Below are 20,717 nucleotides of genomic sequence, written 5' to 3' on the forward strand. Positions count from 1 at the left end.
GGCGCGTCCGGTGCGTATGTCGCGACCGGCCGAGGCGCGTCTGCGCGCCGTCGGTCACCCCCGTCGTCGTACCCGCACGATGCTGGCCGTCTTCGCCATCATCCTGTCGTTGTTCACCTGGCAGCTCGTCAAGGTTCAGTGGATCCAGGCGGACGAGATCGCGCAGAAGGCCACCAACAACCGTCTGACGACATCGAAGGTCCCCGCCGCCCGCGGTGAGATCACGGATTCCGCCGGGACGGTGCTCGCACGCAGCGTGGAGCGTCGCGACGTCGCCGGTGACCCGGTGGCCGCGAAGTCGTTCCGGGAGCGCTCGACCAACGGCAAGCCCAAGGGCATCGACGGCGTCTCCCAGGAATTGGCTCGCATCCTCGGGGGAGACGCAGCCGAGATCCGGGCCACGTTCGAGCGCGCCGATGCCCGCGACACTCGGTTCGTCTACCTCGCCAAGGACATCAGCCCCGCTCAGTGGAGCCAGATCCGGGCGCTCGACCTGCCCGGAATCACGTCCGAGCAGGTGCAGAAGCGCGAGTACCCGCAAGGCACGGCCCTCGCTCCGTTGCTCGGTTCGGTCAACGCACAGGACGTGCCCGGTGGCGGTATCGAGCAGATGCTCAACACGACCTTGCAGGGCAAGGCCGGCCTGCACCAGGTCGAGCGTGCACGCAACGGCTCCGAGATCGCGACGGGTGAGAACCTCGACCGCAAGCCGGTTGCGGGCCGTGGTGCCAAGCTGACGATCGACAGCGACCTGCAGTGGTTCGCGCAGAACGAACTCGCCGCACAGGTGAAGTCGTCGAAGGCGGTCTCGGGCGAGATCGTCGTCGCGGACAAGGCGGGGAACATTCTCGTGGCGGCGAGCTACCCGAGCTTCGACAACAACGACATGTCGACGGCCAAGTCCGAGAACCTGCAGAACCGTGCCTTCACGGACACCTTCGAGCCCGGCTCCACGCAGAAGATGGTGACTGCCGGCGCCGTCCTCGAGGAAGGCATCATGACGCCGAAGTCGCATGTCGAGGTGCCGCCGAGCCTGAAACGCGCGGGACGTCCTTTCCACGACTCGCACCCACACCCCACCGAGTACCTGACGTTTGCCGGTGTCATCGCGCAGTCCTCGAACATCGGCACGATCCTCGCGGGGGAGAAGCTGCCCAAGGAAAAGCTGTACACCTACATGAAGAAGTTCGGCCTCGGGGAGGCCACCGGGATCGGTTTCCCCGGCGAGTCCACGGGCATCGTGCCGAAGGTCTCGACCTGGAAGGGCGACACCTGGTACACGATCATGTTCGGTCAGGGGCTCGCGAGCAGCGCTGTGCAGCAGGTCGGGCTGTTCCAGGCGATCGCCAACGGTGGAGTGCGTGAGCCGCTCAAGCTCGTCTCCGAGGTTCAAGGCGGCGACGGTGCGATGCAGCCCTACACGGACGAGCGGAAGTCGACGCGCGTTTTCAGCGCGAAGACCTCGAAGGAACTCGTCGGCATGATGCAGGGTGTCGTGACGAAGGACGGCAGCGCGCCGAAGGCGGCCGTCCCGGGCTACGACGTCGCAGGCAAGACGTCGACGGCCGAGCGCTACGACTCGGTGAAGGGTGGCTACGACGGCGTGACCGCAGGTTTCATCGGTATGGCGCCGGCCAAGGATCCGCAGCTCATCGTGTCGGTGACGCTGCAGCGTCCGCAGGCGGGAACGTTCGGTGGTGACCTAGCGGCCCCCGTGTTTTCCAAGGTGATGGCCGAGGCGCTGCGCCAGCGTAAAATACCGCCGAACAAGAGCGACAAGCTTCCGTTCCCGATCAAATACCGCTCAGAGGAGTCGACGTCCAAGTGATCGAATTTTCGCTCGACGAGATCGCACGCATCACCGGAGGTCACCTCGTCGGTGCCGACGCCACGGTGAGCGCATCCGTCGTCACGGACTCCCGCGAGTGCGTGCCGGGCAGCCTGTACGTCGCTCGCGTCGGTGAGCACGCGGACGGGCACGATTACGCCTCGGCCGCACGGGACACCGGTGCCGTCGGCGTGCTCGGTGAGCGTGCTGTCGACATCCTGCCGACCGTCGTCGTCGAGAATTCGGAGCTTGCCTTCGCCAAACTGGCACGCGGCGTCGTGGATGCGATTGCCGACCTCGAGATCGTGGGCATCACGGGGTCGTCCGGCAAGACCTCGACCAAGGATCTCCTCGGGGCCGTCCTTGCCCGGTTCGGCCCGACGGTGGCACCTCACGGCTCGCTCAACTCGGAGGTCGGTGTTCCCCTCACGGTGTGCCGGCTCGGTTCGAACAGCCGTTACCTCGTGGCGGAGATGGGTGCCTCCGGCGTCGGTCACATCGAGTACCTGACGAAGATCGCCCCGCCGAAGGTGGGCATCGTCCTCAACGTCGGCAAGGCGCACATGGGTGAGTTCGGATCCGTCGACGCGATTGCGCAGACCAAGGGTGAACTCGTCGAAGCCCTGCCCGAGGACGGTTTCGCCGTGCTCAACGTCGACGACGAGCGCGTGCGCGCCATGGCGTCACGGACGAAGGCCACGGTGGTCCTCGTCGGTCTCGGAGAGGACGCCGACTACCGCGCGACGAACGTCGAGGTCGACACCTCAGGTCGCGCCTCCTACGACCTCACGTGCCCGGCCGGTACGGCGCGTGTGCGCCTTGCCGTGTTCGGTGAGCACCAGGTCGGCAACTCGCTCAGCGTCATTGCAGCGGCTGTCAGCCTGGGGCTCGATCTCGACACCGTGGTGGAGGCGCTGGCCGCCGCCGGAGCGACCTCTCGCTGGCGCATGGAGGTTCACGAACTGCCGGGCGACATCACGCTCGTCAACGACGCCTACAACGCCAACCCCGACTCGATGCGTGCCGCGATGCGCTCGCTGGCCCACATGGGACGCGAGCGTCACAGCATCGCCGTGCTCGGTGAGATGCGTGAGCTGGGGGAGAGCTCCTTCGACGAACACGCCGGTGTGGGTCGTGAGATCGCGGCCCTCGGGATCGACGAGGTCTACGTGATCGGCGCGGGTGCCGCGCCCATCGCCGTCGGGGCACGTGAGGCCGGAATGGCGGCCGAGCGCGTCCACGAGGTCGAGAACGCGGACGCGGCGCACGACGCACTCGTGCGCGATCTGAGCGCGGGCCGCATCCTGCTGCTGAAGTCGAGTCGTGACTCGGGTTTGCGTCTGCTGGGCGATAGGTTGGTCGAGGAAGCCGGAACGTCCGCGTTTCCCGCAACGGAGGTGACCGCATGAAGGGCGTCCTCATCGCGGCCATCGTGTCGCTCGTCGTCGGGCTTTTCGGCACCCCCATGTTCATCAAGTTCCTGGTGCGCAAGGGGTACGGCCAGTTCATTCGTGACGACGGCCCCACGACGCACCACACGAAGCGTGGAACGCCGACGATGGGTGGAGCGGTCATCATCGCCGCGAGCCTTCTCGCCTACGGAATGGCCCACCTCGTCACCATGACGCCCGTGACGGCCAGCGGCATGCTCGTGCTGTTCCTCATGACGGGCCTCGGGCTCGTCGGTTTTGCGGACGACGCGATCAAGATCACCAAGCAGCGATCTCTGGGTCTGACGTCCGTGCAGAAGCTGCTCGGCCAGACGCTCGTGGCGGTCATCTTCGCGGTGTTGGCCCTTCAGTTCCGCAACGACGCCGGCCTCACCCCCGCCAGCTACAACATCTCCTTCGCACGCGACTCGAACGTCTCGCTCGCCCTCGGCGGCACGGTCGTCAGTCTCATTCTGTTCGTCATCTGGGCGAACCTGCTCATCGCAGGGACGTCGAACGGCGTCAACCTCACGGACGGGCTGGACGGTCTGGCCACCGGCGCCAGCGTTATGGTGTTCGGCGCGTACGTGCTCATCGCGATCTGGCAGTTCAACCAGAACTGCCAGAACGGCCTCGCCTCCAACGCCGCCAAGTGTTACGACGTGCGTGATCCCCACGACCTCGCCGTCGTCGCCGCAGCCCTCATGGGTGCCTGTTTCGGCTTCCTGTGGTGGAACGCGACACCGGCCAAGATCTTCATGGGTGACACCGGCTCGCTCGCCCTCGGTGGCGCACTCGCCGGCCTGGCCATCACGACGCGCACCGAGTTCCTCGTCGTCATCCTGGCGGGCCTGTTCGTCCTCGAGACCCTCTCGGTCATCCTTCAGGTCGGGTCGTTCAAGTTGCGCCGCAAACGCATCTTCCGGATGGCGCCGTTGCACCACCACTTTGAGATGGTGGGCTGGAACGAGATCACGGTCGTCATCCGCTTCTGGATCATCGCCGGCCTGTGCGTGGCCTTCGGCCTCGGAATCTTCTACGCGGAATGGAACGTCAACCAGTGACCGACAACGAGCTGTGGCCGCTCGACCCGAGTTACGAACCGCTCGGGGGCGAGCGTGATCTGACGCATCGTGACGCCGACTGGTCCGGCCTCTCGGTCCTCGTCGTCGGACTCGGCGTCAGTGGCTTCGCCGCCGCCGATGCGCTGCTCGAACGAGGGGCGAACGTGCGCGTCGTCTCTCGCGACAAGACCGACGTCATGGCCGAACGGGCCCAGATACTCGAGGTGCTCGGCGCCGAGATCGCGTTCGGTGCGGAGTACATGACGAGTGCGCCCCAGGGCACGCAGCTCGTCGTCACCTCGCCCGGCGTCCCTCCCACCGATCCGCTCCTGACGGACGCCGCGGATCGCGGCATCCCCGTCTGGGGGGAGGTCGAGCTCGCGTGGCGCATGCGCCCGCGTGAGGGCGCGGCCCCGTGGATCACCATCACCGGGACGAACGGCAAGACGACCGCCGTCACGATGCTGGAGTCGATCCTGCAGGCCCAAGGTCTGCGCGCTGTGGCCGCGGGCAACGTCGGCATGCCGATCATGGAGGCCATCCTCGATCCGCAGCCGTTCGACGTCATCGCCGTCGAACTGTCGACGTTCCAGTTGCACTGGTCGCGCAGCGTCTCGCCGTTCGCGTCGTGCCTGCTCAACGTCGCGCCCGACCACGTCGACTGGCACGGCTCGTTCGAGGAGTACCGCCGGCAGAAGGGACGCGTTTTCGAGCGCACCCAGGCTGCCTGCGTCTACAACGTCGACGACCCGACGACGGAGGCGCTCCTCGAGGAAGCTGAGGTCGTCGAGGGCTGTCGTGCCATCGGCTTCACGCTCGGCACACCGGCTCCGTCGATGGTCGGAATCGTCGAGGACGTGCTCGCCGACCGCGCCTTCGTCGAGGAACGCCGCACGAGCGCGGCGGAACTGGCCGTCCTGCGTGATCTCGGCCCGAACGCGGCGGCGCCGCACTACGTCGCGGACGCACTGGCCGCAGCAGCGCTCGCCCGTAGTTACGGCGTCTCACCCGCCGCCGTGCGCAAGGGGCTCATGGACTACTCGCCGCAGCCGCACCGTATGGCGCTCGTCGCGACGCTCGACGGCGTGCGGTACGTCAACGACTCCAAGGCCACCAACCCGCCGGCCGCGGCCGCGTCGCTGACGGCGTACGAACCTGTCGTCTGGATCGCCGGCGGCCTGCTCAAGGGCGCCGATGTGAGCGAACTGGTCCGCGACAACGCGACGCGTCTTCGCGGGGCTGTGCTCATGGGACGTGACCGGGACGCCATCGCACGTGCTCTTGCCGAGCACGCCCCCGACGTTCCCGTGGCGATCGTCGAGGAGAGCGAACCCGAGGCCGCGATGACGCAGGCGCTCGAACACGCGCGAGGCATGGCACAGTCGGGGGACACCGTCCTGCTTGCCCCGGCTGCAGCTTCGTTGGACATGTACGCCTCCTACGGTGCGCGCGGTGACGCGTTCACCCGCATCGTCGAATCCCTGGGTGGCGCTGACGCATGACGACCCGCACACCCTGGCGTGAGGAGACCTCACAGGACGTGTGGGGTGAGCGACTGCGACGGCGACTGGGCTGGCTCGAGTCGCCTCTCGCGACGTACTACCTGCTGCTCGGCTCCACGTCGGTGCTCGTCGTGCTGGGCCTCGTCATGGTGCTGTCCGCCTCGAGCGTCCAGTCGTACATGCGCGGTGGATCGGTTTTCTCGCAGTTCACCAACCAGTTGATGTTCGCCGTCATCGGCCTCGTGGCTGCGGCGGTGTTCAGTCGGCTGCCGACACCGTTCCTCAAGAAGGTCGCCGGCATCTTCTTCCTGCTCGCCGCAGCGATGCAGGCCGCCGTGATGATTCCCGGCGTCGGAGTCGAGGTCCTGGGCAACCGGAACTGGCTTCAGGTCGGTGGGCTGCGAATCCAACCGTCGGAGATCGGCAAGATCGCCATGATCCTCGTCGTCGCCGTCATCCTCGACAACCGTCGGGCTCAGCTGTACGACTTCAAGAAGTCGGTGTTGCCGACGTTCTGGTTCGCAGGTCTGCTCGGCGGTCTCGTCATGGCCGGGCGCGACCTCGGCACGACGATGGTCTTCGCCGTCATCTACCTGGGGATGCTGTGGGCCGCGGGTGCCAGGGGATCCTGGTTCGCCTGGCTGGGCCTGGGTATCGCGGTGCTCCTTCCCGTCGCGGTCATGACGAGCGGTAACCGCACCTCGCGCATCGGTGCGTGGCTCGGTGGCTGTGACGCTCCGAGCGACATCGATGTCGCTGCCTGCTACCAGAAGATCCACGGCTCCTGGGCTCTGGCCGACGGTGGCCTGTGGGGCCTCGGCCCCGGCGCCTCGCGCGAGAAGTGGGGCTGGCTGCCGGAGGCGCACAACGACTTCATCTTCGCGATCATCGGCGAGGAGCTGGGCCTGCCTGGCACGCTCGCCGTCCTCGCGCTCTACCTCGTCTTCGCGTACGCCTGCTACCGCCTCATCGCGCAGTCCACCGACATGTTCGTGCGCGTCGCCACCGCAGGCATCATGATGTGGATCTGCTTCCAGGCCGTCGTCAACATCGGCTCCGTTCTCGGCCTCCTGCCGATCGTGGGTGTGCCGTTGCCCCTCGTCAGCGCCGGTGGTTCCGCTCTCGTCATGACGCTCGTGGGCATCGGGATCCTTCTGTCGTTCGCACGCCGCGAACCACGGGCTGCCGAAGCCCTGCGCGCCAAGCCCCGTCTCGTCCGCCGCACGATGGCGGTCCTGCCCAACCGAAAGGGTCGCTCATGACCACCCTCGATCGCGTTCTGCTCGCCGGTGGTGGCACCGCCGGTCACGTCTCTCCGTTGTTGGCCACCGCGGAGGAGATCACCCGCCGTCACCCCGATGCGGTCGTCACGGCTGTCGGCTCGCCAGGTGGGCTCGAGGAACGCCTCGTGCCCGAACGTGGATTCGCGCTCGCGTTCGTGCCGAAGGTGGCCTTCCCGCGCCGCCCGAACGGCGCAGCCCTTCGCTTCCCGGCCGCCTTCCGTGGCGCACTGCGCGAGGCCGATCGTCTCGTCGAGACGCACCGCCCCCAGGTGATCGTCGGGTTCGGCGGGTACGTCTCGACGCCGATGTACCTCGCGGCTCGCAAGGCCGGCGTGCCCTTCGTCATCCACGAGCAGAACGCCCGCCCGGGTCTGGCGAACAAGCTCGGCGCGCGCTGGGCCGAGCACGTCGCGATAACCTTCCCCTCGACGCCGATGAAGGACGCCGAGATCGTCGGTATGCCGCTGCGCCGAGAGATCACCGAGATCAAGCCGGCCATGTTGCGTGCGGAGGGTCTCGAGCACTTCGGCCTCGAGCCGGGCCGCCCGACCGTGCTCGTCACCGGTGGCTCGCTCGGTGCAGTGAGCCTCAACGAGGCCTTCCGCGCTCGTGTCGAGCAGCTCACCGACGCCGGCATCCAGATCCTCCACGTCACCGGACGGGGCAAGGGCTTCGGGGTTCCCGAAGAGACGGGCGGTGCCCGTTACGTCGTCGTCGAGTACGTCGACCGCATGGATCTCGCCTACAGCGCCGCCGATCTCGTCGTGACGCGCAGCGGCGCCGGCATGGTGAGCGAACTGACGACGGTCGGCCTGCCCGCCGTCTACGTGCCGCTTCCCATCGGCAACGGAGAGCAGAAGCTGAACAGCCGCGACGTCGTGGCGGCCGGCGGCGGCATCGTCGTCGACAACGACGACTTCACGCCGGCCTGGATCGACGAGAACCTCGTGCCGCTCGTGCGTAACGAGGAGCGCCTCGCGGCAATGCGCCGCGCAGCCGCCGGTCAGGGCCACGCCGATGCCGCGGGCAAGCTCGTCGACCTCGTCGAGGACGCCGCCTCGACGTCGAAGGGGGCATGAGCATGGGCAACGGTGTGAACGAGAGGTTCGATTTCTCCGAGTCCCTGCCCAACCTCGCCGACGTCCCGCACGTGCACATGATCGCCGTGGGCGGCTCAGGTATGTCCGGCGTTGCGAGGCTCTTCCTGGCTGATGGTGTGCAGCTCAGCGGATCCGACAACGTGGAGCTCCCGGTGCTCGACGACCTGCGTGCCCAGGGTGCTCGTATCGCTGTCGGGTACGCGGCAGCGAACGTCGCCGAGGTGCCGGACGGCGCCGTGGTCGTCGTCTCGAGCGCGATCAACGAATTGAACCCCGAACTCGTCGAGGTGCGCCGCCGCGGGCTGCGCGTCCTCCACCGTTCGCAGGGTCTGGCCATGCTCATGCAAGGCCGCCGAGGTCTCGCCGTCGCCGGCGCGAACGGCAAGACGACGACGAGTGGCATGGCCACCGCAGCGCTCGCCGCGCTCGGGGAGAAACCGTCGTTCGCAATCGGCGCCAACGTGGCCGGCCTCGGGGTCAACGCGGCACCGGGGGAGGGCGACGTGTTCGTCGTCGAGGCAGACGAGAGCGATGGTTCCTTCGTCGTCTATCACCCGGACGTCGCGATCGTGACGAACATCAAGGACGATCACCTCGACTTCTACGGCACGTCCGCGAACCTCGCGAAGGCGTACGAGATCTTCGCGGCAACCATCGCGACCGACGGTCTTCTCGTGGCCTGCGCCGACGACGACGGCAGCCGCGCGCTGGCGGACGAACGTCGCGAGGCGGGAGCGCGCGTGCTCACGTACGGGCGCAGCGACGACGCGGATGTGCGCATCGTGAGTGAACACGGTGCCGGATTCGCCTGGGGTGCTCGTGTGGCACTTCCCGGCGGGCGGGAGGTCGATCTTGCTCTCGAGGTGCCCGGCGCACACAACGTCCTCAACGCCACCGGCGTCCTCACGGCCCTCGTCGAGGGGCTGGGCATCGATGCCGAGCGCGCGGCGCACTCGCTCAGTGCCTTCCGCGGAACGTCGCGCCGCTTCGAGCCCCGCGGCGAGGCCGCGGGCGTGCGGGTCGTCGACGACTACGCCCACAATCCCGGCAAGCTCGAAGCGCTCGTGCGCACCGCTGACGCCCTCAAGGAGTCGGGCCGGCTCTTCGTCGTGTTCCAACCGCACCTGTACTCGCGGACGCAGAACGCCGCTCTCGGTCTCGCGGAGGCGCTCGACGGTGCCGACCGTGCTCTCGTCCTCGACGTGTACGGGGCTCGTGAGCAGCCGGTCGAGGGTGTCTCGGGTCGCCTCATCACCGATGCGATGACGTCGGGTGTCGCGACGTTCACGCCGACGGCCGACGATGCGCTCGCCGTGCTTCTGGAGGAAGTTCGCTCGGGCGACCTCGTCGTGACCGTCGGCGCCGGTGACATCACGAACTTGGGCCCACGCATCCTCGAGAGCCTCGAGCGGCGCTAACCCTCAACTTGATGATGACACCCTCTTTTCCCGTAGTGACGGGGAAAGAGGGTGTCTTCGTCGCGGATGTCCGGGGGAGGTGGCCTCGGCGGCGGATCGCGTTGGCCTGCGCGGGCGAACCGGTACTTCGCGGGTAACGTTCAACGGGATGTTGAAGTGTTCGCCAAGTGGTCGACGGTTCGCGTAGCATCGAGTTCGCATACCCGCACCCGCGTTCGAAAGGCCCCTCCCCGTGGCAACTCCCCAGAACTACCTGGCCGTCATCAAGGTCGTCGGTATCGGCGGCGGTGGCGTCAACGCCATCAACCGGATGATCGAAGTCGGGCTCAAGGGAGTCGAGTTCATCGCGATCAACACCGACGCCCAGGCGCTGCTCATGAGCGATGCAGACGTGAAGCTCGACGTGGGCCGCGAGCTCACGCGGGGTCTGGGCGCCGGCGCGACCCGGAGGTCGGCCGCAAGGCCGCCGAGGACCACGCCGAGGAGATCGAAGAGGTCCTCAAGGGCGCCGACATGGTTTTCGTCACTGCGGGTGAGGGTGGCGGTACCGGTACCGGTGGCGCCCCCGTCGTCGCGAAGATCGCCAAGGGCCTCGGTGCGCTGACCATCGGTGTCGTCACGCGTCCGTTCACCTTCGAGGGCCGTCGCCGCGCCAACCAGGCCGAGCTCGGCATCAACGCGCTGCGCGAAGAGGTCGACACCCTCATCGTCATCCCGAACGATCGCCTCCTGTCGATCTCCGACCGCGCCGTGTCGATGCTCGACGCGTTCCGTTCGGCCGACCAGGTTCTCCTCTCGGGTGTTCAGGGCATCACCGACCTCATCACGACGCCGGGTCTGATCAACCTCGACTTCGCCGACGTCAAGTCCGTCATGCAAGGCGCCGGTTCTGCCCTCATGGGCATCGGCTCGGCTCGCGGCGAGGACCGTGCGGTCCAGGCCGCGGAGCTCGCGATCTCCAGCCCGCTGCTCGAGGCGAGCATCGACGGTGCGCACGGTGTGCTTCTGTCGGTCCAGGGTGGCTCCGACCTCGGTCTGTTCGAGATCAACGAGGCCGCGCGCCTCGTGCAGGAGGCCGCCCACCCGGAGGCCAACATCATCTTCGGTGCCGTCATCGACGACGCCCTCGGCGACGAGGTCCGCGTCACCGTCATCGCGGCGGGCTTCGACGGCGGCGCTCCGCAGAAGCGCTCGGACGAGTCGCAGCGCTCCGGTGGCAACGCCGGTGGCGGCGCTCAGCGTCAGCAGCAGTCGTCGATGACGCAGGCGCCGTCCGCGGCCCCGGCTCAGCAGACGCAGCAGCCGGCGGCCCCCCAGACGATCCAGCCGGCCACGGTGCCGGGTACGACGTCGGGCCCGACGCGCGTGTCGGCTCCGCCGGCGCGTCAGCAGCACGGCCAGGAGGCCGGTCAGGACGACTCGGGTCAGTCCGGCTCCGAGCAGCGTCAGGGCAGCTCCGCAGCGGGCACCCAGACGCAGGGTCAGCAGCAGGTCGCGCGTCCTCCCAAGGAGGTCACCTTCGAGGACCGTGACGACCTGGACGTCCCCGACTTCCTCAAGTGAGAAAGGCCCCGGTCGATGTTCTACTGGCACGACCGGCGTGACCTGCCGCAAGGCAACCTGGAACGGTGCTTCACCGACTCCCTCTCGGGTGTCAGCGAGGCGCCGTTCTCGGCGCTGAACCTCGGCCTTCACGTCGGTGACGACGAAGCGCACGTTCGCGAGAACCGTGACCTCCTGTCCGCGGAACTCGGGGGCGTTCCCATCGCCTGGATGAACCAGGTTCACGGACGCGATGTCGTCGAGGTGACGCCCGATTCGCTCGGGGAGGTCCACGCCGTCGATGCCATGGTCACCAACTCGTCGGATCTCGCGCTCGCGGTCATGGTGGCGGACTGCGTCCCGGTTCTCCTCGAAGATGCCGAGGCAGGTGTGCTCGGCGTTGCTCATGCCGGGCGCCCCGGCATGCTCGCAGGCGTCGTGCCCGCGGCTGTTGCTGCCATGCGTGACCTGGGGGCCACATCGGTGCGCGCCACGCTCGGCCCGTCCGTGTGCGGACGCTGTTACGAGGTGCCGCACGAGATGTACGACGGTGCTCGGACGCAGTACCCCACGAGCGCCGCGATCACGCGCTGGGGCACCCCGGCCATCGACGTCGCCTCCGGTGTGGCGTCACAACTCGCCGAGCTCGACGTGCCGTTCGAGTGGATCGCCGGGTGCACCGTCGAGGACGAGCGGCTCTTCTCCTACCGCCGTGACGGACGGACAGGCCGCGTCGCCGGTGTCATCGTCCGCCGAGACGGATCGGAGGCGGCGTGATCGAGGTCGACGACGAGCGTCGGGCGGAACTCGCCACCCGGCTCGAGCAAGTGCGTGAGCGCATCACGTCGGCCACCCGTGACGCAGGGCGCGACGAAGAGCCGACCCTCGTCGTGGTGACGAAGTTCTTCCCGGTCTCGGATCTCGTCGCGCTCGCCGAGTTGGGCGTCACCGACGTCGGGGAGAGCCGCGAGCAGGAACTGCACGAGAAGGTCGACTCGCTGCGTGAAGAGCGCCCCGATCTTCTCAAGGCTCCGACCCGGCACTTCATCGGCCAGTTGCAGAGCAAGAAGGCCAAGCGCGTCGCCTCGCTCGTCGACGTCGTGCAGTCCCTCGACCGGCCCAAGCTCGTCCCGCTGCTCGGCGCTGCGGGTGCGGAGCGCGACACGCCGCTCGAGGTTCTCCTCCAGGTTGATCTCGAGGAGAACTCGCAAGGACGTGGGGGCGTGGCGCCCGCTGAGCTCGCCGCTCTGGCCGACGAGGTGGCCCAGGCGTCAGGGTTGACGTTGAGCGGCCTCATGGCCGTTGCCCCGCGCGGCGAGGAGCCTGAGCGCGCTTTCGAGCGGCTTGCCGCCCTGCGCGAGAGCTTCCTCGCAGACCACCCCGCGGCGCGCGTGTTGTCGGCGGGGATGTCGGGCGATCTGGAGGCCGCGGTGAAAATCGGCGCGACACACCTGCGTGTCGGTAGCGCAATACTCGGTTCACGCCCTGCTGCCAGGTAACTTCGAACGCGACACCGACGAGCACGTGGTGCCCTTCCGCAGGGGCCAGGGCGGACCAAGGAGCAACAAGTTATGAGTGGCGCACTGCGCAAGACGATGGAATACCTCGGCCTGTCCGACACCGACCCTCATGCAGCCCGGAACGTCGACGCCTATGGCGACGAGTACGACGCCGCCTACGACGAGCGTGACCCGGAGACGTACGAGGCGTACGAGCGTCGCACTCCCGCCGAGGTCACGCCGCTGCGGCCCGAGGTGGCCCACCACGACATCCCGGACATGGAGGCCTCGAGCATGAGCCGCATCACGACGATCCACCCTCGCACCTACAACGAGGCGAAGGAGATCGGCGAGGCCTTCCGCGACAACGTTCCGGTCATCATGAACCTCTCGGACATGGACGACACGGACGCCAAGCGACTCGTCGACTTCGCCGCCGGCCTCGTCTTCGGCCTGCACGGCTCGATCGAGCGCGTCACGAGCAAGGTCTTCCTCCTGTCCCCGGAGAACGTCGAGGTCTCGACCTCCGGCCCCGAGGTCGCCAAGGCGACGCGAGGCCTGTTCAACCAGAGCTGACACCCGGCGTCCGACGTCGGTGGGGCCGCGTCTTCCCGAACCGGGAAGACGCGGCCCTGCTCGTACGTTGACCCAATCGACCCGATGACCATGCGGAGGAAACATGGACGTTGTTCGCCACTCCGTGGCCACGTTGCTCGATCTGTACTTCGTCGTGCTCATCGCACGACTGGTCTTCGACTGGATCCAGCTCTTCGCGCGCGAATGGCGCCCGAAGGGACCGGTTCTCGTCGTCGCGGAGTTCGTCTACACGCTGACGGACCCGCCCCTGAAGGCCATCCGGAAGGTGGTTCCGCCCCTGCGTTTGGGAGGCATCGCCCTCGATCTGGCCTTCATCATCCTGGCCCTGGCTGTGCAAGTGGCCGCGAATCTCCTAAGGTGAGCGTAGGAGTATTGTCGATTGCCCGGCTTCCGTGCCGGGCATGATCCGTAGCCACAGGGTGTGCCCGTGGCTCGAGCGTTACTGAGGTGAACACATGGCGCTGACGCCAGAAGACGTCGTGAAGAAGGAGTTCTCGAAACCCAAGGGCTTCGGGCGCAGCGGTTACGACGAGATTCAGGTCGACGACTTTCTCGACGAGATTGTCGTCGAGTTGCGCCGACTGAACGCTGAGAACGACACCCTGAGCGACAAGCTCGACGACTGCCGTCGCGGGCAGGGCGGGGCCGAGTCCGACGCCACGATGGCCGGGCAGCCCGCTACGCGCGGTGCTGCAGCCGTCCCGGCGCTCACGCCGGTTGCCGGGGGGCAGGGCTCGTCCGACGCGGACAAGGCTGAGATCGAGCGTCTCAAGGCCGAACTCGCCAAGGCCCGTGAGACGTCGTCCACGTCGCAGCAGCCCGTCAAGAGCGACACGTCCGGTTCCGACGCCCTGAACAAGCAGGTCGGCGATCTGACGAGCGAGCGCGACGCGGCGAAGGAAGCTGCGGAGACCGCTCGTCGTGAGGTGGCCGCGGCTCAGTCCGAGCTCGAGGCGGCGCGCAAGCGTGTCAGTGAACTCGAGAACGAACTGCGCTCGACGAAGAACCAGCAGCAGAACGACTCGGCCGCCCTGGCGGCCCCGAGCGACAACGGCGCAAAGGCGGGTGCCGGCGACGCCGCGGGCGTCCTCGCCCTCGCCCAGCGTCTGCACGACCAGCACGTCAAGGACGGCGAGAACGAGCGCGACCGCCTGCTGAGCGAGGCGAAGGCCCACCATGAGAAGGTCGTCGGGGAGGCCAACTCGAAGAGCGAAGAGCTCCTCAGCTCGGCCAAGAAGCGCCACGACGAGCTCGTGACGACCGGCCAGAAGCAGCATGACGACCTGGTCAGCAAGGGCCAGAAGCAGCACGACGACCTCGTGAGCAAGGGCCAGAAGCAGCACGACGACCTCGTGAGCAAGGGCCAGAAGCAGCACGATGACCTGGTGCGCACCGGTACCGAGAAGTCGACGAGCCTCGTGTCGGAGGCCGAGGAGCGCCGTAAGGGCATCCTGGCCGACCTCGAGACCCGCCGCACGTCGCTCACCGGCGAGATCGATCGTCTCAAGGGCTTCGAGACGGACTACCGTTCGAACCTCAAGGGTTACCTCAGCGAGCAGCTTCGCAAGCTCGACGAGAAGGAAACGCAGTCGCCCGCCGACAAGCGTCAGTGATCTCGGGACGAGGGGCCCCGACACCACCCGGTGTCGGGGCCCCTCGTCATGTTCGGTCACGCGGGTAGCGACGGGCGTGACGGCCAGTTCCCCACGCCGGGGTGGATTACTTGTCGGTTAGGCGAATTCGTCGGCGGATCACGCACGACGCCTCAACTTGTGCCCTATCCTCTGACCTTAATCAGGCTCGCTCGGAGCATCGTGCGCCGGGCGAGCCACCACCAAGGGGAAGAGAAGACGATGGCAACCAAGGACGCTGCGGCTTCGGCGCAGGATCTGGCCGTGAAGGCCGAGGAAGAGCCCTGGACCGACGCTGAGCTGGTCGAGGTGCGCGAGGAACTCGAGGCTGAGGTCGCGCGCGTGCGAGCCGAACTCGAGAGCCTGGCCAGCGACCTCGAGGGGCTGCTGCGCAACCCGGGTGACGGCGCCGGCGATGACGAGGCCGACGTGGGTAACGCGAACTTCGAGCGCGACCACGAAATCTCGCTGGCCCGCAAGTCCGCCGAGGTGCTCGAACAGAACGAGAAGGCCCTGGCCCGCATCGACGACGGCACCTACGGCGTGTGCGAATCGTGCGGCGGTGCGATCGGCAAACTTCGACTTCAAGCCTTCCCGCGTGCGACCCTATGCCTGTCATGCAAGCAGAAGCAGGAGCGTCGCTGAGTTCCGCGACCACACCCGACCACCCTCGAACGCCCCGCGGGGCGTCGACGAGGCACCTCGCCGTCCTCGGCCTGGCGGCAGCCACGGCCTACGGCATCGACCAGGCGACGAAGGCGTGGGCGCTCGACGCCCTGGCCGACGGGCACCCGCGTGAAGTGATCGGGTCGTTCCTGCGATTCCAGCTCACGCACAACCCGGGGGCTGCCTTCAGCCTCGGCACGAACTCGACGATCTTCATCACCGCGATCGCGGTAGCCGTCGTCATCGCGGTGCTCGTCACGGCGCGCAAGCTGCGCAGCACGGGCTGGGCTCTCGCGTTCGGTCTCATCGTCGGGGGAGCGGTGGGTAACCTCACCGACCGCTTCTTCCGTCCGCCGGGCGGCGGCAAGGGGTACGTCGTCGACTTCCTCCAACTGCCGAACTGGCCGATCTTCAACGTGGCCGACATCGCGATCTGCACGGCTGCGGCCCTCGTCGTCGTGCTGACGTTCCGCGGCGTCGGCCTGGACGGCATCCGTGACCGTGATCGAGAGAGAGAAACCGAGAACGACGGGAACGAGGACGCAGCATGAGCGAGGTCAAGGCGCTTCCGGTTCCCGAAGGGCTCGAAGGGGAACGCGTCGACGCGGCCATCGCCCGCCTGCTCGGCTTCTCACGGACTCGGGCGGCAGAGCTGGCTGCCGAGGGCGCTGTGAGCGTCGACGGCAAGGTCGTCGCCAAGTCCGAGCGTGTGAGCGCCGGCTCCTGGCTCGAGGTGACGATGCCCGAGCGCACCGGCCCCCGCGAGGCCAAGCCGCGGGTCGAGGCGATCCCCGGTATGCGCATCGTCCATGACGACTCGGAGATCGTCGTCGTCGACAAGCCTGCGGGCGTCGCAGCGCACCCGAGCGTCGGCTGGGACGGACCCGACGTCGTGGGCGGTCTCGCCGCCGCCGGTTACCGCATCTCGACGTCCGGTGCGCCCGAGCGTCAGGGCATCGTCCAGCGCCTCGACGTGGGCACGAGCGGCCTCATGGTCGTGGCCAAGAGTGAGCGCGCCTACACGCTGCTCAAGCAGGCGTTCCGCGACCGCACGGTCGTCAAGACATACCACACCCTCGTTCAGGGGCTCCCGGACCCGATCGAGGGCACGATCAGCGCGCCGATCGGGCGTCACCCCGGCCACGACTACAAGTTCGCCGTGATGAACTCCGGCCGGGCTTCGGTCACCCACTACGAGCTTCTCGAGGCCTTCCGTTCGGCGTCGCTGCTCGAGGTGCACCTCGAGACGGGGCGCACGCACCAGATTCGCGTGCACTTCTCCGCGATGCACCACCCGTGCGTCGGCGACCCGCTGTACGGCAGCGACCCCAAACTCGCCAAGACCCTGCGTCTGGACCGCCAGTGGCTGCACGCCGTCGAGCTCGGTTTCGAGCACCCAGGCAGCGGTGAGCACGTGACGTTCACCTCGCCGTACCCCGAGGATCTGGCGCGCGCGCTCGACCTCATCAGGGGCTGAACAACGCACTTGCCCGTGTTCGCGGGGGTCGTCACGAGGGTCGTGCGCTCGTGGTCGATCCGCCGTGAGCGAACGCCGCGCTCAGCGCACAGGCGGTTGTCGGTGGCCGGTCGTAGACTCGTCCCCGATGTCCAGTCAGTCGCGCAGCTTCGTCCACCTGCACAACCACACCGAGTACTCGATGCTCGACGGTGCAGCCCGTATCGATGACATGTTCGCCCGTGCCCAGGAGTTCGGCATGCCGGCGATCGCCACCACCGACCACGGGTACCTCTTCGGTGCCTACGAGTTCTGGTCGAAGTCGCGCAAGTACGACGTGAAGCCCATCATCGGGCTCGAGGCCTACCTCACGCCGGGTACGCACCGCACCGACCGCACGCGTACGACCTGGGGCGAGCGCGGCCAGGAGGCCGACGACGTCTCGAACCGCGGTCTCTACACCCACATGACGTTGCTGGCGAAGAACAACGACGGCATGCACAACCTGTTCCGCATGGGTTCGCAGGCCTCACTCGATCAGGTCTACTCGAAGTACCCGCGCCTCGACCGCGAGTTGCTGCAGCAGTACGGCAAGGGTCTCATCGGCACGACGGGCTGCCCCTCGGGCGAGATCCAGACCCGCCTGCGCCTCGGGCAGTACGACAAGGCCGTCGAGGCGGCCGCCGAGTTCCGTGACATCTTCGGCGAGGGCAACTTCTACTGCGAGCTCATGGAGCACGACCTCGACGTCGACATCGAACGTCGGGTGCGCAGCGACCTGCTCAAGCTGGCGAAGGACCTGGGCCTGCCGCTGCTCGCGACGAACGACCTGCACTACACGAACAAGGAGGACGCGGTTCACCACGATGCGCTGCTGTGCATCAACTCCGGTTCGCGTCTGACCGACCCTAACCGCTTCAAGTTCGGCTCGCACGAGTTCTACCTCAAGTCGGCCGACGAGATGCGTCACCTCTTCCGCGACCACCCGGACGCGTGCGACAACACGCTGCTCATCGCCGAGCAGTGCGAAGTCTCCTTCACCGAGGGCGAAGGCCGCTACATGCCGCGCTTCCCGTGCCCCGAGGGGGAGGACGAGACGTCGTGGTTCATCAAGGAGGTCGAGAGCGGCCTCAAGCGGCGCTTCCCCGAAGGGGTGCCGGACTACGCGATCAAGCAGGCTCGCTACGAGCAGGACGTCATCGTCGGCAAGGGCTACCCGGGCTACTTCCTCGTCGTCGCTGACTTCATCAACTGGGCCAAGGACAACGGCATCCGCGTGGGGCCGGGGCGTGGTTCGGGTGCAGGTTCGATGTGCGCCTACGCCATGGGCATCACCGACCTCGACCCGATCCCGCACGGTCTGATCTTCGAGCGCTTCCTCAACCCCGAGCGAAAGTCGATGCCCGACTTCGACGTCGACTTCGACGAGCGCCGGCGCTCCGAGGTGATCCGTTACGTCGTCGACAAGTACGGAGACGACCGCGTCTCGTACATCGTCACGTACGGCACGATCAAGGCGAAGCAGGCCGTCAAGGACGCCTCGCGCGTCATGGACTTCCCGTTCACCGTCGGTGAGCAGATGACGAAGGCGATGCCCGCCGACGTCATGGGTAAGGGCGTGCCGCTCGCGAAGATGTACGACACCGAGCACGCGCGCTACGCCGAGGGCGGCGAGTTCCGCGCGCTCATCGAGTCCGACCCGATGTTCAAGAACATCTTCGATGCCGGTGTCGGCCTCGAAGGGCTGAAGCGTCAGTGGGGCGTGCACGCGGCCGGCGTCATCATGTCGAGCGAGCCGCTCATGGACGTCATCCCGATCATGCGGCGCCTCCAGGACGGGGCCGTCATCACGCAGTTCGACTACCCGAGCTGCGAGACGCTCGGCCTGGTCAAGATGGACTTCCTCGGTCTGCGAAACCTCACGATCCTCGACGACGCCCTGAAGAACATCCAGGCCAACCGCGACGAGGAGGTCGACCTCGACGCGCTGAGCAAGGACATGACGGACGCGCGCACGTACGACCTGTTGGCGCGGGGTGACACGCTCGGTGTCTTCCAGCTCGACGGCGGCGGCATGCGCCAGCTGCTGCGTCTCATGCAGCCGGACAACTTCGAAGACATCTCCGCTGCTCTCGCGCTCTATCGTCCGGGCCCGATGGGCGCCAATGCCCACACCAACTTCGCGCTGCGCAAGAACGGGCGCCAGCCGATCGACTACATCCACCCCGAGCTGACGGACGCCCTCGAGCCGATCCTCAACATGACCTACGGCCTGATCATCTATCAGGAGCAGGTCATGGAGATCGCCCAGAAGCTGGCCGGTTACACCCTCGGCAACGCCGACCTGCTGCGTCGAGCCATGGGTAAGAAGAAGAAGGAAGTGCTCGACGCCGAGTACGTCAACTTCGAGAAGGGCATGCTCGACAACGGCTTCTCCGTAGAGTCGGTGCAGACGCTGTGGAGCATCCTCCTGCCGTTCTCCGACTACGCGTTCAACAAGGCGCACACGGCCGCCTACGGGCTTGTGTCGTACTGGACCGGCTACCTCAAGGCCAACTACCCGGCCGAGTACATGGCCGCGCTCCTGACGAGCGTGCGCGACGACAAGGACAAGTCGGCGCTGTACCTCAACGAGTGCCGACACATGGGCATCAAGGTGCTGCCGCCCGACGTCAACGAGTCCATCGGTAACTTCGCCGCTGTGGGTGAGGACATCCGCTTCGGTCTCGAGGCGATCCGCAACGTCGGTTCGAACGTTGTCTCCGCCATCGTCGCGACGCGTGAGGAGAAGGGACGCTTCACCTCCTTCGAGGACTTCTTGCGCAAGTGCCCGGCGACGGTCCTCAACAAGCGCACCGTCGAGTCGCTCGTCAAGGCCGGCGCCTTCGACGACCTCGGCCACCCGCGTCAGGGCCTCGTGCAGATTCACGAGTCGTACGTCGACGCCCTCATCGAGGAGAAGCGCAAGGAGGAACACGGCCAGGATTCGCTGTTCGCCGGCTTCGGTGACGACGCGCCGGGCATCGAGTTCGCAGCCCTGCCGCAGATCCCGCCGATCGAGTGGGACAAGCAGACGAAGCTCGCGTTCGAGCGCGAGATGCTCGGCCTGTACGTCTCCGACCACCCGTTGTTCGGCATCGAGGCTGCGCTGTCGCAGTTCTCGGACACGTCCGTCGCAAAGCTCCTCGGTGAGGACTCGCTGCCCGACGGGGCCATGGTGACGATTGCCGGTCTCATCACGGGTCTGCAGGTCAAGCGCACGAAGAAGGGCGACCTGTGGGCCATCGCCACGGTCGAGGACATGGACGGAGCCATCGAGTGCCTGTTCTTCCCCTCGACCTACGCCACGGTCTCCACGATGCTCAGTCAGGATGTCGTGTGCGCCGTCAAGGGCCGCGTCAACCGTCGTGACGAGTCGGTCGCGCTCAACGCGATGGAACTCACGCTGCCGGAGCTCACGGACGGCCCACGCGGCCCGGTGACCCTCCACTTGCCCTATGCCCGCGCCACGCAGGGCCTCGTCGAGCGGCTCAAGGAGGTACTCGGCGAGCACCCCGGCATCACGGAGGTGCACCTGCGCCTCACCCGGCCCGGTCGCACGCTTACGGTCAAGCTCGACGACAGTCTGCGCGTCAATGCGACCCCGGCCCTGTTCGGCGACCTCAAGGCGCTGCTGGGCCCCGCCTGCCTCGGCTGAGCCG

Annotated in this window: 16 protein-coding genes and 1 pseudogene; all 17 read left to right on the top strand. The window is 67.3% G+C overall.

What is annotated here, in order from left to right:
- Positions 1-16: 16 nt before the first annotated feature.
- The 17 genes and pseudogenes from D1832_RS06345 (at position 17) to dnaE (ending at position 20,713) form a co-directional block, all read left to right on the top strand.
- Positions 17-1,828: a peptidoglycan D,D-transpeptidase FtsI family protein gene (locus D1832_RS06345; RefSeq protein WP_241510900.1), complete on the top strand. Its 1,812-nt coding sequence runs from the start codon at positions 17-19 to the stop codon at positions 1,826-1,828.
- A complete protein-coding gene (locus D1832_RS06350) occupies positions 1,825-3,237 on the top strand; it encodes a UDP-N-acetylmuramoyl-tripeptide--D-alanyl-D-alanine ligase (RefSeq protein WP_118913116.1) in 1,413 nt (470 codons plus the stop codon). Before D1832_RS06345 ends, D1832_RS06350 begins: the two co-directional genes overlap by 4 nt.
- Positions 3,234-4,322, top strand: a complete 1,089-nt coding sequence (gene mraY, locus D1832_RS06355; protein WP_047311435.1) for a phospho-N-acetylmuramoyl-pentapeptide-transferase — start codon at positions 3,234-3,236, stop codon at positions 4,320-4,322. The genes D1832_RS06350 and mraY overlap by 4 nt, the downstream gene beginning before the upstream one ends.
- Positions 4,319-5,824 carry a UDP-N-acetylmuramoyl-L-alanine--D-glutamate ligase gene (gene murD, locus D1832_RS06360; RefSeq protein WP_415557195.1) on the top strand — a complete coding sequence of 502 codons (1,506 nt, stop codon included), beginning with the start codon at positions 4,319-4,321 and terminating at the stop codon, positions 5,822-5,824. Before mraY ends, murD begins: the two co-directional genes overlap by 4 nt.
- A complete protein-coding gene (gene ftsW / locus D1832_RS06365; protein ID WP_118913118.1) occupies positions 5,821-7,086 on the top strand; it encodes a putative lipid II flippase FtsW in 1,266 nt (421 codons plus the stop codon). Before murD ends, ftsW begins: the two co-directional genes overlap by 4 nt.
- The gene (gene murG, locus D1832_RS06370) at positions 7,083-8,186 is read left to right on the top strand and encodes an undecaprenyldiphospho-muramoylpentapeptide beta-N-acetylglucosaminyltransferase (protein WP_118913119.1); all 1,104 of its coding nucleotides are present in this window, start codon (positions 7,083-7,085) and stop codon (positions 8,184-8,186) included. The genes ftsW and murG overlap by 4 nt, the downstream gene beginning before the upstream one ends.
- A complete protein-coding gene (gene murC / locus D1832_RS06375) occupies positions 8,183-9,625 on the top strand; it encodes a UDP-N-acetylmuramate--L-alanine ligase (protein WP_241510896.1) in 1,443 nt (480 codons plus the stop codon). The genes murG and murC overlap by 4 nt, the downstream gene beginning before the upstream one ends.
- A 310-nt stretch (positions 9,626-9,935) precedes the next feature.
- Positions 9,936-11,188, top strand: a pseudogene (gene ftsZ / locus D1832_RS06380) (cell division protein FtsZ).
- Positions 11,189-11,203: 15 nt separating this feature from the next.
- On the top strand, positions 11,204-11,944 hold the full coding sequence (pgeF, locus tag D1832_RS06385; protein ID WP_118913120.1) for a peptidoglycan editing factor PgeF: 741 nt from the start codon (positions 11,204-11,206) through the stop codon (positions 11,942-11,944).
- Positions 11,941-12,666, top strand: coding sequence for a YggS family pyridoxal phosphate-dependent enzyme (locus D1832_RS06390; RefSeq protein WP_182434692.1), 726 nt, complete (start codon positions 11,941-11,943; stop codon positions 12,664-12,666). The genes pgeF and D1832_RS06390 overlap by 4 nt, the downstream gene beginning before the upstream one ends.
- 72 nt (positions 12,667-12,738) lie before the next feature.
- Positions 12,739-13,242, top strand: a complete 504-nt coding sequence (locus D1832_RS06395; protein ID WP_118913122.1) for a cell division protein SepF — start codon at positions 12,739-12,741, stop codon at positions 13,240-13,242.
- 103 nt (positions 13,243-13,345) lie between these two features.
- Complete coding sequence (locus D1832_RS06400; RefSeq protein ID WP_118913123.1) at positions 13,346-13,624, top strand: YggT family protein; 279 nt, start codon at positions 13,346-13,348, stop codon at positions 13,622-13,624.
- Between the two features lie 94 nt (positions 13,625-13,718).
- Positions 13,719-14,876: a DivIVA domain-containing protein gene (locus D1832_RS06405; protein ID WP_118913124.1), complete on the top strand. Its 1,158-nt coding sequence runs from the start codon at positions 13,719-13,721 to the stop codon at positions 14,874-14,876.
- A gap of 240 nt (positions 14,877-15,116) precedes the next feature.
- A complete protein-coding gene (locus D1832_RS06410) occupies positions 15,117-15,539 on the top strand; it encodes a TraR/DksA family transcriptional regulator (protein WP_118913125.1) in 423 nt (140 codons plus the stop codon).
- Entirely contained in the window at positions 15,512-16,111 is a 600-nt protein-coding gene (lspA, locus tag D1832_RS06415; RefSeq protein WP_206609361.1) for a signal peptidase II, read from the top strand. The genes D1832_RS06410 and lspA overlap by 28 nt, the downstream gene beginning before the upstream one ends.
- A complete protein-coding gene (locus D1832_RS06420) occupies positions 16,108-17,037 on the top strand; it encodes an RluA family pseudouridine synthase (protein WP_118913127.1) in 930 nt (309 codons plus the stop codon). The genes lspA and D1832_RS06420 overlap by 4 nt, the downstream gene beginning before the upstream one ends.
- 127 nt (positions 17,038-17,164) lie before the next feature.
- Entirely contained in the window at positions 17,165-20,713 is a 3,549-nt protein-coding gene (dnaE, locus tag D1832_RS06425; RefSeq protein ID WP_118913128.1) for a DNA polymerase III subunit alpha, read from the top strand.
- Positions 20,714-20,717: the final 4 nt, after the last annotated feature.

The sequence above is a fragment of the Dermacoccus abyssi genome, assembly GCF_003515945.1.
Lineage (GTDB): Bacteria > Actinomycetota > Actinomycetes > Actinomycetales > Dermatophilaceae > Dermacoccus > Dermacoccus abyssi.

Coding starts and splice junctions, on each gene's coding strand:
- D1832_RS06345 (WP_241510900.1), top strand. CDS start 17: ATGTCGCGACCGGCCGAGGCGCGTCTGCGCGCCGTCGGTCACCCCCGT.
- mraY (WP_047311435.1), top strand. CDS start 3,234: ATGAAGGGCGTCCTCATCGCGGCCATCGTGTCGCTCGTCGTCGGGCTT.
- ftsW (WP_118913118.1), top strand. CDS start 5,821: ATGACGACCCGCACACCCTGGCGTGAGGAGACCTCACAGGACGTGTGG.
- murG (WP_118913119.1), top strand. CDS start 7,083: ATGACCACCCTCGATCGCGTTCTGCTCGCCGGTGGTGGCACCGCCGGT.
- murC (WP_241510896.1), top strand. CDS start 8,183: ATGAGCATGGGCAACGGTGTGAACGAGAGGTTCGATTTCTCCGAGTCC.
- pgeF (WP_118913120.1), top strand. CDS start 11,204: ATGTTCTACTGGCACGACCGGCGTGACCTGCCGCAAGGCAACCTGGAA.
- D1832_RS06395 (WP_118913122.1), top strand. CDS start 12,739: ATGAGTGGCGCACTGCGCAAGACGATGGAATACCTCGGCCTGTCCGAC.
- D1832_RS06400 (WP_118913123.1), top strand. CDS start 13,346: ATGGACGTTGTTCGCCACTCCGTGGCCACGTTGCTCGATCTGTACTTC.
- D1832_RS06405 (WP_118913124.1), top strand. CDS start 13,719: ATGGCGCTGACGCCAGAAGACGTCGTGAAGAAGGAGTTCTCGAAACCC.
- D1832_RS06410 (WP_118913125.1), top strand. CDS start 15,117: ATGGCAACCAAGGACGCTGCGGCTTCGGCGCAGGATCTGGCCGTGAAG.
- lspA (WP_206609361.1), top strand. CDS start 15,512: ATGCAAGCAGAAGCAGGAGCGTCGCTGAGTTCCGCGACCACACCCGAC.
- D1832_RS06420 (WP_118913127.1), top strand. CDS start 16,108: ATGAGCGAGGTCAAGGCGCTTCCGGTTCCCGAAGGGCTCGAAGGGGAA.
- dnaE (WP_118913128.1), top strand. CDS start 17,165: ATGTCCAGTCAGTCGCGCAGCTTCGTCCACCTGCACAACCACACCGAG.